Below are 14,011 nucleotides of genomic sequence, written 5' to 3' on the forward strand. Positions count from 1 at the left end.
TCAGCCCATGAGCCGCAAACAGCAACTGCTCAAGCGTCATCGTCGCAATAAACGCATTACCTTGCTGATCGCCCTGAGCGTGTTAATCGCGCTCGGTGTGCTGGTCGCGTGGTGGTTGCCACTGGTGCTCGCGGTGGTTGGCTGGATCGCCCACGAAGCGTGGTTTGCCGATCACCTGTTCTATTCGCCGAAAGACGATTACCAGTACAGCTTTCCGCCGTTCACACCGCAGCCGAAGGTGCATTTGAGCGGCGAGCAATTGCGTCTGGATGAAGGCGTGATGCTGGTCGACGAAGCGACGTTGATCCTCGCGGTAAAGGTTAAAAGCACCTGGCTGGGACGGTTCTTTGATCCGCGCGTCGAACTGCTCGGCGGGACGCATCCTGATGCACAAACCTTCGAGCGCGGGGTCAATGGCCTGCGTTACCTGAACCTCAGCGGTCAGGCGCAAGCCTTGGCGCAAGGTCAGTTGCGCTTGCGCGGGCGCTTTTGCCGGGTCTTTGGCGAGCCGGTGCTGTGGGCGCTGGAGCAACCAGACTACCGCCGTCAGCGGGTGATGGTGATCGCCCCGCACGCCGACGATGCCGAGTTGGCTGCCTATGGCTTGTACAGTCAGGCCGACGAAGCCTGGATCGTCACCCTGACCGCAGGTGAGATCGAAGCCGAACACTATCAACAGATGGGCATGAACAAGGTCGAGGCCGCGCGGCTCAAGGGCCGTCTGCGTGCCTGGGACAGCCTCGCCGTGCCGCGTTGGGCCGGTGTGCCGCAGGAACACTGCGTGCAACTCGGTTACTTTTGCCTGCAACTGGCGGCGATGCAGGCCGCGCCGAATCAGGCGGTGGGCTCGCGCGAAGCCGACCTGAACGACACACGCCTGTTTCGTCAGTTGAATCCGTTCACTCTGCCGGGCGATGCCGATGGCGCGCCGACCTGGAACAACCTGCTGGCCGACCTGCGTGAGGTGCTGCTGCGCGCCCGTCCTGACGTGATCGTGCTGCCGCATCCGACCCTCGATCCGCACCCTGACCATATCTGCGCCCAGCAAGCTGTTTTGCAGGCGCTGCACGGTCTCGACTGGCAGCCGACGCTGCTCGGTTACGCCAACCACTTGCACGACAACGACCGCTGGCCGATGGGCAACACCGGGCAGGGCATTGCCTTGCCGCCGGCCTTCGATTCGGCGGTGCCGATGCAGCCTTTGTGCCTGCCGCTGTCCATCGAGCTGCAACGGGACAAGGCCATGGCGCTGGGCATGATGCATGACCTGCAGCCGCCGGCACCGTTCAAGCGTCGCCTGCGCCGGGTTATCCAGCGTGTGCTCGCCGGGCGGGCTGGGTCGGTGTACGGCGAAAACGAATTTTTTCGAAAAGCAGTCAGGCGCCAGGAGTTGTTCTGGCTACTGAAGCACGGTGAGACAGGCGTCCAGCGGGGAGAGTCATGAGTCAACGGTTCAAGGTGTTGCAGCTGCAACCCGACTACAACGTCAAAGCCCATGACTTTGCCGACCTCGCCGAGCAGATCGTCAAGGCGCTGCCGAGCGATCGCTATGAGATCACCGCAGCTTTCCTGCGCGGCAAACCGGGGCCGGGCGAGCCGGTAAGCCGGGCCGACCATTCGGTGTACTTCGAGTTTTCCGACAAGTCGCTCAAGGGCATGCGCCTGCGGGCGATGTGGCAGTTGTACAAGTTCTGCCGCCGGGAAAAGTTCGACGTGGTGATCTGCAACCGCTTCAAACCGGTGAACATGATGCTGGCGCTCAACCGCTGGTTGAAAGTGCCGCTGTGCATTGGCATCTCCCACGGTTTCGGCGAATACGATCGCTTTTACCGGCGTCGTCAGACCCAGCGTCTGATCGATCGGCACTGGCGCTTCGTCGGTGTGTCGCCAGCGGTCAAACAGTACCTGCTCGATTGCGATTGCGGCTTCACCGACCAGAACACCTACGCCATCACCAATGCCATCGACATCGAGCAGGCCGAGGGCTTGCAACACAGCCGCGAAACAGCTCGCGAGCTGTTGGGCCTCGACCCTAATGTGCGCTTGATTGGCGCACTGGGGCGTCTGGTGTCGGTCAAGGGCCACACCTATCTGCTGCAAGCCTTTGCCGCATTGAAGGACAAATACCCGAACACCCAGTTGGCGATCATCGGTGCCGGACGCCTGCAAGCGCCGTTGGCTGCCGAAATCGAGCAGTTGGGCCTGAGCGGCCGTGCGCACTTGCTCGGCTTCAAGGAAAACGCTCTGCAATACGTGCGTGCGTTCGACATCTGGACCATGCCGTCGCTGGCCGAAGGCCTGGGCCTGGCCTTGCTCGAAGGCATGAGCGGACACCTTCCGGTGATTGCCTCGAACGTGCCGGCGATGTTGCCGCTGATCGAAGGTGCCGGTGGTCTGGCGATCACGCCCAAGGACGTGCCGAGTCTGGTCGCCGCGCTGGATCACTATCTGGCGCTGTCGGACGACGAGCTCAAGGCCAAGGGCGAACAGGCCTACCGTTATCTGCAGGAACAACACGACATCGAGGTGTTCCGTCAGGAATACCTGGACCTGATCGATTCCGGCCTGGAGCAGGCCCGCAAGGAGCAGCCGTGAGCGAAGAACAAGTCATGAGCGAAGCCAACGCCCTCGTCACCGTGATCATCGCCTCGTACAACCACGGCCCGTACATCGAGGAAAGCATCCTCAGTGTCCTCAACCAGAGCTACAAGAACATCGAGTTGCTGGTGGTCGACGACGGTTCGAAGGACGACAGCGTCGAGCGCATCAGCGCGTTGCAGGCGCAGTACGGTTTCGATTTCCGTGTGCAGCAGAATCAGGGCCTGACCAATACCCTCAACGGCGCTATCGCCCGTTCGAAGGGCAGCCTGATTGTGCCATTCGGCTCCGACGACATCATGTACCCCGAACGTATTGCCACCCAGGTGGCGTACATGGACGGCAAGCCTGAAGTCGGGATCTGTGCCGGCAATATCGAGCTGATGCACGCCGACGGCAGCCTGTATCCAGAGAAACGTCAGCGCCGCGACGTGCCGTTTCGTCGCCTCGATTTCGACGACATGTTTCTTGAACGCAAGCCGTATCCGCCGGCGCCGACGCTGATGATCCGTCGCGAGGCGCTGGAAAAGGTGGGAGGGTTCGATCCGACGATTCGTCTTGAAGACCTGTACATCGAGCTCAAGGTGACCCGTGCTGGCTACTTCATCGACGGTTTGAACGTGGTGATGGCGCGCTACCGCAAGCACGCCACCAACTCGTACAAGAATCATCGCTTCATGATCGAGAACATCCTGCGCACCTATGCGCTGTTCAGCGATCATCCGCTGTACGACGAAGTGCGCTTCAAGGCGCTGAACTCGATGTTCCTCAAGACCGCCAACCGCAATCGCAAGCTGGCAAGGGAGTTGCTGGCGCAGATCCCGTTCAAGGCCTGGAACAAGAAGACCTGGCGCGGACTGGGGCGTTTACTCTTTTCCCCGCTGGAAAAGGACTGAGGCAGCGGTCGCTCGCGCTCAGCGGGCGACCTTCTCCGGCAAGCGCTTTTCGCCCTTCTGACGCTGGCGCAGCCAATGCACAACCTTCTTGCCGGCAGCCATGCCCGGCTGCTCGATATAGAGGAACGTCGCGCTGCTGATCAGAATCAGCAAGCAGGTGCAGACGGCCACCAGGGGCAGGTACACCGCCGTTTCCCGCGCATCGATATTCAGCAGCAGCGGCAGCCGTTGCACCATCAGCCACAGGACGAACCCGTGCAGCAGATAGGTGCTGTAGCTGATTTCGCCGAGCCAGCGAATGCTGCGTGGTTTCAGCGCGCCGAACAGATTATTGCCGGACGCCACGATCACGAAAAACAACCCCAGCAAAAACAGCGGTGCAGTCTTGAATGCACGACTGAACGCGGTGAACGCAATCACCAGCGCGAGCACGGCGATGATGCTTGCCAGTCGTGACTGGCTCCATGCCACGAGCGCCGGTCGGCGAATCCAGTAGGCGGCGGCGATGCCACCGAGGAAGCTCGCCAGAAAGTGTTTCTTCAGCGAATGTTCCCAGCCGATGACCTGGTACAGCGTGTAGATGCCGATCAGGCACAGCACCACCTGCAACCAGCTGCCGCGGTAGATGAACACCAGCCCGGCCAATGGCAGCGCCATGTAGAAAAACACCTCATAGGCCAGCGTCCAGGTGACGTTGGATATCAGCATGCCGGAGTGGCGGTACTGGTTGATGTCCGGGCGGTCGAACGTCAGCCAGGCGAGGATCTGCTTGAACAGCTCCAGGCCAGGCTCCTTCATTTGCCAGTCCTGCAAGTGGAAGATCGAGACGAACACCAGTAGCATCAGTGGCAGATAAAGCGGATACAGGCGAAATACCCGTGACACGCCGAAGGCCAGCCAGTCATGGTTGCGTCCCTGCGCGAGCAGGCGGCTCCAGAACAGAAAACCGGTGATCATGAAGAACAGCGCGACGCTGCCTTGACCCAGCATCGAATAGAAGTTGCTCGGCGGAAAGTCGATCACCCCGGTGCGCAAGAAGATCCAGGTAATGACCGAGTGGTGCACGAACACACCAAACGCCAGATAGCCACGCAGGCCGTCGATGCTGGCATATCGACTTTCGCCGGAATGCTGCAGGTGCCGAGCGATTTTCGGCACCGCACGCAACAGCAGGGCGGAAGTGACGATGGCCAGCAGATAGGCTGCCAGCGCGATAAGCGGATTGGTTTCGATCATCAATGAACCCGAGCCGGGGTGTTGCCGGCCAGCACTTGCCTGTGCAGATTTTCAACCGCGGATTTAGACGCCGTCATGGCGTACCCCTGGAGCAACGCATCGAGGTGATCCTCGAACAACCAGCGTTTGTCGACAGTGTAACGTTGCATATGACGCAAATTGCGTTGGCGCAGGGAAAGACTGAGCGGAGTAGGGTAGATGCGCAGGTCGGCCAGATCGATCAGGCCGAACTCGCCGTCTTCCAGTACCAGTACGTTGCCCAGGTGCAGCGAGCGGAAATAAACGCCTTTCTCGTGCAGTTGCGCCATGAATTTGCCAAAGCGCTCCACCAGCGCCTGGCGCACCGCAGGAGCGGTAATGCTCTGCAGCACCTGACGCAGCGTGTGCCCCGGCAACGGCGCGTAATGCACAGCGCTGCTGCCATCGTCGAGACGGTACAGGTTCAATATTTGCGGGGTCGGGATGCCCATCTGACGCAGTTGTTCGCTGTTGACCGCGAAACGTTCGGAGTAGGGATTGAAGCTGCCGGAGGTGTACCAGCGGCGACGGCGGAACAGCTTGAGGAAACTGCCGTCGGTCAGGCGCAGGACTTTCGGGCCGAGGCCATCTTCTTCAATGATCTGGGCCGTGCTGCTCATGTGCTCCAGATCAGCGGTCGCAAGCTTTTGCACCGGCTGGGTCAACAGGCGCCGCGCGCGTTGATTGATGCTCAGTGCCGCGATCAGTGCCAGCGGAATCCACAACAGGAACCAGTGCTCCTTGGGCCGCGAAATGATCCCGCCGCCTTCGGTCAGCCCGGCGCCGATACCGAATACCAGCCAGGTCGAGGCTATGATCAGCAGTGGCTGCACACGCTGGCGCCAACTGCTCAGCAGGCCCCACAGCAGGAAGAACAACCAGGGCAGCAAGCCGATGATGCCGACGTAATACAGCACACCCAGGATAAAGCTGTGCGGCTCCTGAAAGCTGATGCCGTTACCGGGGTCTACGGCAAGGCTGGCGCTGTAGCCATGACCGATCCATGGATGATCGGCAATCATATGCAGTACCTTCTGCCAGATTTCCAGACGATAGGAGTCGCCACGTTCGGTGATCATCTGCGAAAACTGCGTAATGACTGCTACGCCGCTCAGGACCAGCGCGATCAGTAACCCCACCGAGCGCTTGTTCCAGCAGATGAAACACAGCCACAGCGCCGCCATGGTCAGTGCCACCAACGGCGTCCGGGAACCGGTGCCGATCACGGCCATGAACATGATTGCCATCGCCGGCAAGCTGAGCCACATCATCTGGCGACGTTTGCAGGTCATGGTCACGCTCAGCCAGTAGGCACTGAAGAAGCCGAACAGGTGCGAGCTGAGCAACGGGTTATCGAAGGCACCACCGCCGATCAGGCGCATGCCCGGCTCATAAACCCGGGCGAACATGAACAGGAAAATGGTCGTGGCAATCAGCGCGACCAACGCGGCGCCGAACAGCAAGGGTTGCAGGATGTCGCTGCGGTAGCGCACCAGCAGGTAGCAGCCGGCAAACAGCAGCAAGGTATGCAGTGGCGGTTTGAACATTCCGCCGAGCGGCTCCCCGCCCGGCCCCCAGGCGAGGCTGAGCAACGCCCAGGCGGCGAACAGCAGAGCCGCGATGAAAATCGGCTCGCGCAGCAGCTCCTTGAGTTCGCGCGGGCGCAGGCACAGCGCGATCAGTGTCGGAATGCTGAACAGGCCATAGAACAACTTGTGATGCAGACTTCGACCCGGCAAGAAGAACAGCGCGCACAGGAGCAGGAAATAACCGGTGGGAAGAATCCACAGGCTAATGAAATCGAAAATCCGACTGGACGTACTGCTGAAGCCGCGAAGTTGCATGCTGTGAGATTCATTCCTGAGGTTGATCGACCATTCGAGTGATGGCTATTTGATGCAGAAGAGGTGCATAACAATAACAGCCTTTCGCCGATTGCCAGAACCCTGAAGAAGCTGTGCTAAAGTCAGCGTCCTTTTTATCGACTTTCGCGTGATATGACCGATTCCAGTCCCGCCGCAAGCCCATCGAGCTTGAAAATCTACTTCCGCCTGCTCGGCTATGTCCGGCCGTACATCAGTCTGTTCCTGATCAGCATCGTCGGCTTTCTGATTTTCGCCTCGACGCAACCGATGCTTGGCTACATCCTCAAGTACTTTGTCGATGGCCTGTCCAACCCTGAAGCGGTGCTGTTTCCCTCCGTGCCCTACCTGCGTGACCTGCAACTGTTGCAGGCCGTACCGCTGCTGATCATCCTGATCGCCGCGTGGCAGGGGCTGGGCTCCTATCTGGGCAACTATTTCCTGGCCAAGGTTTCCCTGGGGCTGGTGCATGACTTGCGTGTGCAGTTGTTCAACAACCTGTTGGTGCTGCCTAACCGCTATTTCGACAAGCATAACTCCGGTCATCTGATTTCGCGTATCACCTTCAACGTGACGATGGTCACGGGGGCGGCAACAGATGCGATCAAGGTCGTAATCCGTGAAGGCATGACGGTGATCTTCCTGTTTGCCTCGCTGTTGTTCATGAACTGGAAGCTGACCCTGGTGATGGTGGCGATCCTGCCGCTGATCGCCGTAATGGTGCGCACCGCCAGCAAAAAATTCCGCAAGCAGAGCAAGAAGATCCAGCTGGCGATGGGCGATGTCACGCATGTGGCCTCGGAAACCATCCAGGGTTATCGCGTGGTTCGCAGCTTCGGCGGCGAGGCCTATGAAGAAAAGCGCTTCCTCGATGCCAGCCAGGGCAACACCGACAAGCAACTGCGCATGACTCGCACGGGTGCGATCTACACGCCGATGCTGCAACTGGTGATCTACACCGCCATGGCCGTGCTGATGTTCCTGGTGCTGTACCTGCGCGGTGACGCCTCGGCCGGTGACATGGTCGCCTACATCACGCTGGCGGGCCTGCTGCCCAAGCCGATCCGTCAATTGTCCGAAGTCAGCTCGACCATTCAGAAAGGCGTGGCCGGTGCCGAGAGCATTTTCGAGCAACTGGACGTCGAGCCGGAAGTCGATACCGGCACCGTCGAGCGCGATGCGGTGAGTGGCCGTCTGGACGTGCGCAACCTCAGCTTCACCTACCCTGGCACCGAACGCCAGGTGCTGGACGACATCAGCTTCTCGGTCCAGCCGGGGCAGATGGTCGCACTGGTCGGGCGTTCGGGCAGCGGCAAGTCGACGCTGGCCAACCTGATTCCGCGTTTCTATCACCACGACAAGGGCGAAATCCTCATCGACGATGTGGAAGTCGAACAGTACAAACTGCTCAACCTGCGTCGTCACATCGCTCAGGTGACTCAGCACGTCACTCTGTTCAGCGACACCGTGGCCAACAACATCGCTTATGGCGATCTGGCCGGTGCGCCGCGTGAAGACATTGAAAAAGCCGCGCGTGATGCCTACGCGATGGACTTCATTTCGCAGTTGCCGCAAGGCCTGGACACTCAGGTCGGCGAGAACGGCGTCTTGCTTTCCGGTGGCCAGCGCCAGCGTCTGGCGATTGCCCGTGCGTTGCTGAAGAATGCACCGCTGCTGATTCTCGACGAGGCCACCTCGGCACTCGACACCGAGTCCGAACGGCACATTCAGGCGGCACTGGATCAGGTGATGAAGGGGCGTACCACGCTGGTAATCGCTCACCGTCTGTCGACCATCGAGAAGGCCGACCTGATTCTGGTCATGGATCAGGGGCGCATCGTCGAGCGCGGCACCCACGACCAGTTGCTGGCGCAAAATGGTTACTACGCGCGCCTCAACGCCATGGGCCTCGATGCCCCGGCCGAAGATATCGCCTGACTCCAGGCCCTGCCCTGTGGGAGCGAGCCTGCTCGCTCCCACAGTCGTTTGTATCCAGACCTTTACCCTTCTTGACCAAACCGGAATAAAACCGGGCACCGCGCTTGTTAAGGTTCCTCAACGAACTCTGACTTCCATCGAGGGGGCCATCCCCGTCGCGCGGGTGCTTTCATGCTGCAACGCTATCTCTGGAAACTGCTGCCCAAGCCACAGCGGGCTTTTCTGCTCGGGCGCCTGTCGGTGGTCGATCGGCAGGTGGTGAACAAGTCGATGTCGGCCAACCTGACGTTTCCTCAGGCCTTCCAGCAGCGCTCCTGCCTGTTTATCCATGTTCCGAAATGCGCCGGCAGCAGCGTTTGCACGGCGCTGTTCGACGGCTGGCGACCCGGGCACTTGCCGCTGTATTGGTATGAAGAGCAGTTTCCCGAGCAGTTCGCCCACGCCTTCAAGTTCGCTTTTGTTCGCGACCCGCTGGAACGCGCCTATTCGGCCTACGCCTTTTTGCGTGGCAACGAGTTGAGCGCGCGTGACCATATGGCGCAACGGTTGGTGCGGCAGTACCGGGATTTCGACGCTTTTGTCGCGCGCTGGCTGCATCCGGAAACGATTGCCCGGCAATTGCACTTTGCCGCGCAGACCGACTTTCTGACGGACTCGCTGGGGCATCTGGCGCTGGACTTCATCGGTTATCAGGAACACCTGACGCGGGATTTTCGTCTGGTTTGCGAACAGTTGGGGCTGACTGGCGAGTTGCCTCACGTCAACGGCTCGCGGGAACGGCAATCATTGCCGGCGCGGGAGTTCTGTACGGTGCGCACCCGGCGTCTGGTGCGTCGGGTTTATCAGCGTGATTACGAGTTGCTCGGGTATGAATGAGTCCCTGTCACTGCCGCTACAGAAGCTCGCCATTCGGCCTTACGGTCTGGCGCTCTCGCACCAGGCCCGGGCAGCGCTCAAGGCACAACACCCACGCTGCCTGTGGTTGACCGGATTTTCCGGCGCCGGCAAGTCAACCCTGGCCAATGCCCTCGAACTGCACCTGCATGCGTCGGGTCTGCACACCTTTTTGCTCGATGGCGACAATGTGCGCAATGGCCTGTGCCGCGACCTGGGCATGAGCGATCTCTGCCGCCGGGAAAACATCCGGCGTATGGCCGAGGTGGCGCGGTTGATGGTCGACGCCGGGCTGATTGTGATCGTTGCGGCCATTTCGCCGTTCCGCGCCGAACGCGACGCCGCGCGCAGGCTGTTTGCCCAGGATGAATTCATTGAAGTGCACGTCAGCACTTCGTTGGAAGTCTGCGCCCGTCGCGATCCGAAAGGTCTGTATCAGGCCGTACGGGAAGGCCGGATTACGCACTTTACGGGCGTGGACAGTCCTTACGAAGCGCCATTGGCAGCCGAGTGGCAAATCGACACCGAGGCGCTGGAATTGTCCGAAGCCTGTGGACAACTGGCGGCACTGGTGCTCAAAAAATGAGCAAAGTAACGGACTGTTTCATCCTGTTGCAGGCTGCACGCAAGCCTGCGCCAACCCTGTGTTAATATCGCGCCCCTGTTCATTTTGTATGTGGGTTGCTCCATGAAGTTGTCCATGCCGCGATTCGATCAAGCCCCAGTCTTGGTGGTCGGCGATGTCATGCTCGACCGTTACTGGCATGGTGGAACCTCACGGATTTCCCCTGAGGCACCGGTACCGGTCGTAAAAGTCGAGCAAATCGAAGACCGCCCGGGCGGTGCTGCCAACGTTGCCTTGAACATTGCCGCGCTGGGCGCGCCGGCGTCACTGGTCGGTGTGACCGGCGACGACGAAGCCGCCGACAGCCTGAGCAACAGTCTCAAGGGCGCGGGCGTGCGCGCGCTGTTCCAGCGCATCGCGCACCAGCCGACCATCGTCAAACTGCGGGTCATGAGCCGGCACCAGCAGTTGCTGCGTATCGACTTTGAAGAACCGTTTGCCACCGATGCGCTGGCCCTGGCCTCGCAGGTCGATGATCTGCTCGAAGGCATCAAGGTGCTGGTGCTGTCGGACTACGGCAAAGGCGCGCTGAAAAACCATCAGGCCTTGATTCAGGCGGCCCGTGCCAAAGGCATTCCGGTGCTGGCCGATCCCAAAGGCAAGGATTTTTCGATCTACCGTGGTGCGAGCCTGATCACGCCGAACCTCAGTGAATTCGAAGCCATCGTCGGCGGGTGCGCCGATGAGCACGAGCTGGTGAACAAGGGCGCGGCCCTGATGCACGATCTCGAACTCGGCGCGCTGCTGGTCACCCGTGGTGAACACGGCATGACCCTGCTGCGTCCGGAGCATCCGGCGCTGCATTTGCCGGCCCGTGCCCGTGAAGTGTTCGACGTGACCGGTGCCGGCGACACGGTGATTTCCACCCTGGCGGCGGCGATCGCTGCCGGTGAAGAACTGCCGCACGCGGTGGCGCTGGCCAATCTGGCGGCGGGCATCGTGGTCGGCAAGCTAGGTACTGCGGCGATCAGCGCCCCGGAACTGCGCCGCGCAATCCAGCGTGAAGAAGGTTCGGAGCGTGGGGTGCTAGGTCTGGAACAGCTGGTGCTGGCAGTGGCCGATGCCCGTGCGCATAACGAGCGCATCGTCTTCACCAACGGCTGCTTCGACATTCTGCATGCCGGGCACGTGACCTACCTCGAGCAGGCGCGCGCCCAGGGCGACCGTCTGATCGTGGCGATCAATGATGACGCCTCCGTCAGCCGCCTGAAGGGGCCGGGACGTCCGATCAACAGTGTCGACCGACGCATGGCGGTACTCGCCGGCCTCGGTGCGGTGGACTGGGTGATCAGTTTCCCGGAAGGCACCCCGGAAAACCTGCTGCGCGAGGTCAAGCCGGATGTGCTGGTCAAGGGCGGTGATTACGGTATCGACCAGGTTGTTGGTGCCGATATCGTCAAGGCTTACGGCGGCACGGTGAAAGTGCTGGGTCTGGTGGAAAACAGCTCGACCACTGCGATCGTGGAGAAAATCCGCGGTAACTGATTCAAGCTAAAAAGATCGCCGCCTGCGACAGCTCCTACATTGGAATGCGTTTCCCTGTAGGAGCTGCCGCAGGCGGCGATCTTTTGCTTTTCAGGAACTGACTTTCTTGCGCGGTACGATCTTCTTCAGCAATTGCCTGGCCTTGCCGCGCAACCGCGCCAGTCCCGTGGGTTTCTCCGGCGGGGTCAGGCCTTGTTGGCGTAACCAGTCCTTCCAGCGAATCCGCTCGTCACGCACCAGCCAGCCATCCTGTCTGGCAAAGCTTTCGGCCAGATACAGACCGCGCGTGCCCGCCGGAGACAGCTGACCTTTCTTCAAGGTATACAGTTCGGCCAGCGGTTCGCCGTCCTGCAACGGCATCAGGTACAAATCCGGGCGCTTGCGGTCCAGTCGCGCCACCAGTTGATCACCTTCCAGGCGTTCATCGACGTGAAACAGACTCAGGGATTTGGCTTCCTTGGGCACGTCCAGGCGCAAGTCGTAGATCAGTTGCAGCGATGCGGTCGGCAGATGCACGTAGGCCCGTGGTCGTTCGAGCAATTGCAGATTGGCGCAGCGCACCGGCCGCGCCGAGCCGGACTGCGGCGTCAGGCGAAACGGCAGGGCCTCGCGATAATGCAGGGCGGAGGCGTAGGGGGCGGGTAGCCAGGTGTCGTTGAAGCGTCCGCCGAGCCAGCCTTCCGGGGTTTCCAGCAGGCACTCTTCGGCAATTTCCTGAATCGCCGTGTGCAGCGGGATGTTCAGTTCTTGAGCAGGCACGTAACCGGAAATCAGCTTGAGCACGACGTCCCCGCGATCCTGCCGACGCTGGCGCACCAGCACCCAGTAATCGCGATTCTGCCAGTGCAGCGTCAGGCGCACCGAGACCCCGAGGTTGGCCAGTTCCACCGCAAAGCGCTCGGCATCCGCCACGCTCACCGGTTTGCGCCGCTGCAGGGTCTGGGCGAAATTCAGCGGCATGCCGACGCTCTGATACGTCAGGCCTTCGGGCGTGGCCTCGACGAACAGCGGCAGCGTCTTGAAGTTGCTCGGGTTCTTTCTGATGAGCGTGCGCGGCATGTCGGCTCCTGCTTAAGGCCGCGGGGCGGCGTCAGTGACCACGGAGGACCTGGGCAACGGTCGCAACGTTATGGGCGAGGTGCAGCGGATTGATCGTCCCGACAATAGCACTGGCCACGCCGGGCTGCTGGAACAACAACTCGAAGCTGGCGCGCACCGGATCCACGCCCGGACTCAGGCATACGTGGCCGCTGGCCAGGGCTTTTTTCACCAGAATGGCTTTGCCGTGGGCAGCAGCATAGTCAATGACTGCCTTCTCGTTCTGTTCGTTCAGATTGTAGGTGACCATCGCGCAGTCCCCTTGCTCCAGCGCCTTGAGTCCACCTTCGACGGTTTTGCCGGAGAAGCCGAAACCGCGAATCTTGCCCTCGGCCTTGAGTGCAGCGAGGGTGGCGTAGACCTCCTCGTGTTCGAGGATCGCCAAGTCGTTGCCGTCGGAGTGCACCAGCACCAAGTCAATAAAATCGGTTTCAAGACGTTGCAGGCTGCGCTCCACCGACATCCGCGTGTGCGCCGCACTGAAGTCATGGCGCGACAGGCCGTCGGCAAACTCTTCACCGACCTTGCTGACGATTACCCAGTCCTGCCGCTGGCCGCGCAACAACGGGCCGAGGCGTTCTTCGCTGCGACCGTAGGCCGGGGCGGTGTCGATCAGGTTGATGCCCAATTCGCGTGCCTGCCTGAGCAGCATGCGCGCGGCATCGTCATCGGGAATCTGAAAACCGTTGGGGTATTTCACCCCTTGGTCGCGACCCAGTTTGACCGTGCCCAGGCCCAGCGGCGAGACCGTCAGGCCGGTGCTGCCCAGTGGGCGATGCAGTTCGTGCAGGGTCGCTACGCTCATGGCAACAGTTGCTCCCAGGCCGGTACGCCCATCGGTGGTTTTGGCAGTGTCGGCAATGGCTCGGCAGCTTGCGGCTGGATGCCGTCGCGCTTCAGCGCAGCGATGACCCGGTCAGCGAAGTCCGGTGCCAGTGCGAGTTTCGTCGGCCAGCCGACCAGCAGGCGACCCTCCTCGGCGAGGAAGGCGTTGTCCGGACGGCTCAGGCCGGTTTGCAGCGGCTCGGCGCGGTCGACGCGCAAGGTCGCCCATTGCGTGGTGCTGAGGTCGATCCACGGCAACAGCTGTGCGATCTCCTTTTGCGCCGTGGCGATCTGTTCGGCAGGTTCGCGGGCCACGCCTTCGCTTTCGGCGATGTCACCGCCCATGTACCAGACCCACTGACCGTCGGCGGCCGGGTGCGTGGTCACGGTGATGCGCGGTTTGGTGCCGCCGCCCAGGCAATGGGCGTACAACGGTTTGAGGCCCGGGCCTTTGGCGATGATCATGTGCAGCGGTCGGCGTTGCATCTGCGGATGGGTCAGGCCCAGGTCTTCCAGCAATCGGGCAGTGGGGGGGG

General features: G+C 61.1%; 11 protein-coding genes and 1 pseudogene. 7 read left to right on the top strand and 5 right to left on the bottom strand.

The window, feature by feature from the left end; genetic code table 11:
- The first annotated feature begins 7 nt into the window (after window positions 1-7).
- Genes VLA07_RS13080 through VLA07_RS13090 form a run of 3 tightly spaced genes read left to right on the top strand, consistent with a single transcriptional unit; the run spans window position 8 to window position 3,494 of the window.
- The gene (locus tag VLA07_RS13080; protein WP_333989408.1) at window positions 8-1,444 is read left to right on the top strand and encodes a PIG-L family deacetylase; all 1,437 of its coding nucleotides are present in this window, start codon (window positions 8-10) and stop codon (window positions 1,442-1,444) included.
- On the top strand, window positions 1,441-2,595 hold the full coding sequence (locus VLA07_RS13085; RefSeq protein WP_333989409.1) for a glycosyltransferase family 4 protein: 1,155 nt from the start codon (window positions 1,441-1,443) through the stop codon (window positions 2,593-2,595). Before VLA07_RS13080 ends, VLA07_RS13085 begins: the two co-directional genes overlap by 4 nt.
- Before the next feature lie 14 nt (window positions 2,596-2,609).
- A complete protein-coding gene (locus VLA07_RS13090; protein WP_027611376.1) occupies window positions 2,610-3,494 on the top strand; it encodes a glycosyltransferase in 885 nt (294 codons plus the stop codon).
- Window positions 3,495-3,512: 18 nt separating this feature from the next.
- Here VLA07_RS13090 and VLA07_RS13095 read toward each other — a convergent pair whose 3' ends face one another.
- Entirely contained in the window at window positions 3,513-4,730 is a 1,218-nt protein-coding gene (locus VLA07_RS13095; protein ID WP_330206809.1) for an acyltransferase family protein, read from the bottom strand.
- Complete coding sequence (locus VLA07_RS13100; protein ID WP_333989410.1) at window positions 4,730-6,592, bottom strand: O-antigen ligase family protein; 1,863 nt, start codon at window positions 6,590-6,592, stop codon at window positions 4,730-4,732. The genes VLA07_RS13095 and VLA07_RS13100 overlap by 1 nt, the downstream gene beginning before the upstream one ends.
- 153 nt (window positions 6,593-6,745) lie before the next feature.
- Here VLA07_RS13100 and msbA point away from each other — a divergent pair, with 153 nt between their 5' ends.
- The 4 genes from msbA (at window position 6,746) to hldE (ending at window position 11,552) form a co-directional block, all read left to right on the top strand.
- Window positions 6,746-8,548: a lipid A export permease/ATP-binding protein MsbA gene (gene msbA, locus VLA07_RS13105; RefSeq protein WP_027611379.1), complete on the top strand. Its 1,803-nt coding sequence runs from the start codon at window positions 6,746-6,748 to the stop codon at window positions 8,546-8,548.
- 171 nt (window positions 8,549-8,719) lie between these two features.
- A complete protein-coding gene (locus tag VLA07_RS13110; protein ID WP_330206811.1) occupies window positions 8,720-9,424 on the top strand; it encodes a sulfotransferase family 2 domain-containing protein in 705 nt (234 codons plus the stop codon).
- On the top strand, window positions 9,417-10,028 hold the full coding sequence (gene cysC, locus VLA07_RS13115) for an adenylyl-sulfate kinase (RefSeq protein WP_098966904.1): 612 nt from the start codon (window positions 9,417-9,419) through the stop codon (window positions 10,026-10,028). Before VLA07_RS13110 ends, cysC begins: the two co-directional genes overlap by 8 nt.
- Before the next feature lie 102 nt (window positions 10,029-10,130).
- A complete protein-coding gene (gene hldE, locus VLA07_RS13120) occupies window positions 10,131-11,552 on the top strand; it encodes a bifunctional D-glycero-beta-D-manno-heptose-7-phosphate kinase/D-glycero-beta-D-manno-heptose 1-phosphate adenylyltransferase HldE (RefSeq protein ID WP_027611382.1) in 1,422 nt (473 codons plus the stop codon).
- 90 nt (window positions 11,553-11,642) lie between these two features.
- Here hldE and VLA07_RS13125 read toward each other — a convergent pair whose 3' ends face one another.
- The 3 genes and pseudogenes from VLA07_RS13125 to VLA07_RS13135 form a co-directional block, all read right to left on the bottom strand.
- Entirely contained in the window at window positions 11,643-12,611 is a 969-nt protein-coding gene (locus VLA07_RS13125; RefSeq protein WP_027611383.1) for a hypothetical protein, read from the bottom strand.
- A gap of 31 nt (window positions 12,612-12,642) precedes the next feature.
- On the bottom strand, window positions 12,643-13,455 hold the full coding sequence (locus tag VLA07_RS13130) for an aldo/keto reductase (RefSeq protein ID WP_247269722.1): 813 nt from the start codon (window positions 13,453-13,455) through the stop codon (window positions 12,643-12,645).
- A pseudogene (locus VLA07_RS13135) lies at window positions 13,452-14,011 on the bottom strand (FAD-dependent oxidoreductase); the annotation flags it as partial. The gene VLA07_RS13130 and the pseudogene VLA07_RS13135, both read right to left, overlap by 4 nt.

Source organism: Pseudomonas sp. S3(2024) (assembly GCF_036861315.1).
Taxonomy (GTDB): Bacteria; Pseudomonadota; Gammaproteobacteria; order Pseudomonadales; family Pseudomonadaceae; genus Aquipseudomonas; species Aquipseudomonas putida_A.

Coding starts and splice junctions, on each gene's coding strand:
- VLA07_RS13080 (WP_333989408.1), top strand. CDS start 8: ATGAGCCGCAAACAGCAACTGCTCAAGCGTCATCGTCGCAATAAACGC.
- VLA07_RS13110 (WP_330206811.1), top strand. CDS start 8,720: ATGCTGCAACGCTATCTCTGGAAACTGCTGCCCAAGCCACAGCGGGCT.
- VLA07_RS13085 (WP_333989409.1), top strand. CDS start 1,441: ATGAGTCAACGGTTCAAGGTGTTGCAGCTGCAACCCGACTACAACGTC.
- VLA07_RS13095 (WP_330206809.1), bottom strand. CDS start 4,730: ATGATCGAAACCAATCCGCTTATCGCGCTGGCAGCCTATCTGCTGGCC.
- hldE (WP_027611382.1), top strand. CDS start 10,131: ATGAAGTTGTCCATGCCGCGATTCGATCAAGCCCCAGTCTTGGTGGTC.
- VLA07_RS13100 (WP_333989410.1), bottom strand. CDS start 6,592: ATGCAACTTCGCGGCTTCAGCAGTACGTCCAGTCGGATTTTCGATTTC.
- VLA07_RS13130 (WP_247269722.1), bottom strand. CDS start 13,455: ATGAGCGTAGCGACCCTGCACGAACTGCATCGCCCACTGGGCAGCACC.
- VLA07_RS13125 (WP_027611383.1), bottom strand. CDS start 12,611: ATGCCGCGCACGCTCATCAGAAAGAACCCGAGCAACTTCAAGACGCTG.
- msbA (WP_027611379.1), top strand. CDS start 6,746: ATGACCGATTCCAGTCCCGCCGCAAGCCCATCGAGCTTGAAAATCTAC.
- VLA07_RS13090 (WP_027611376.1), top strand. CDS start 2,610: ATGAGCGAAGCCAACGCCCTCGTCACCGTGATCATCGCCTCGTACAAC.
- cysC (WP_098966904.1), top strand. CDS start 9,417: ATGAATGAGTCCCTGTCACTGCCGCTACAGAAGCTCGCCATTCGGCCT.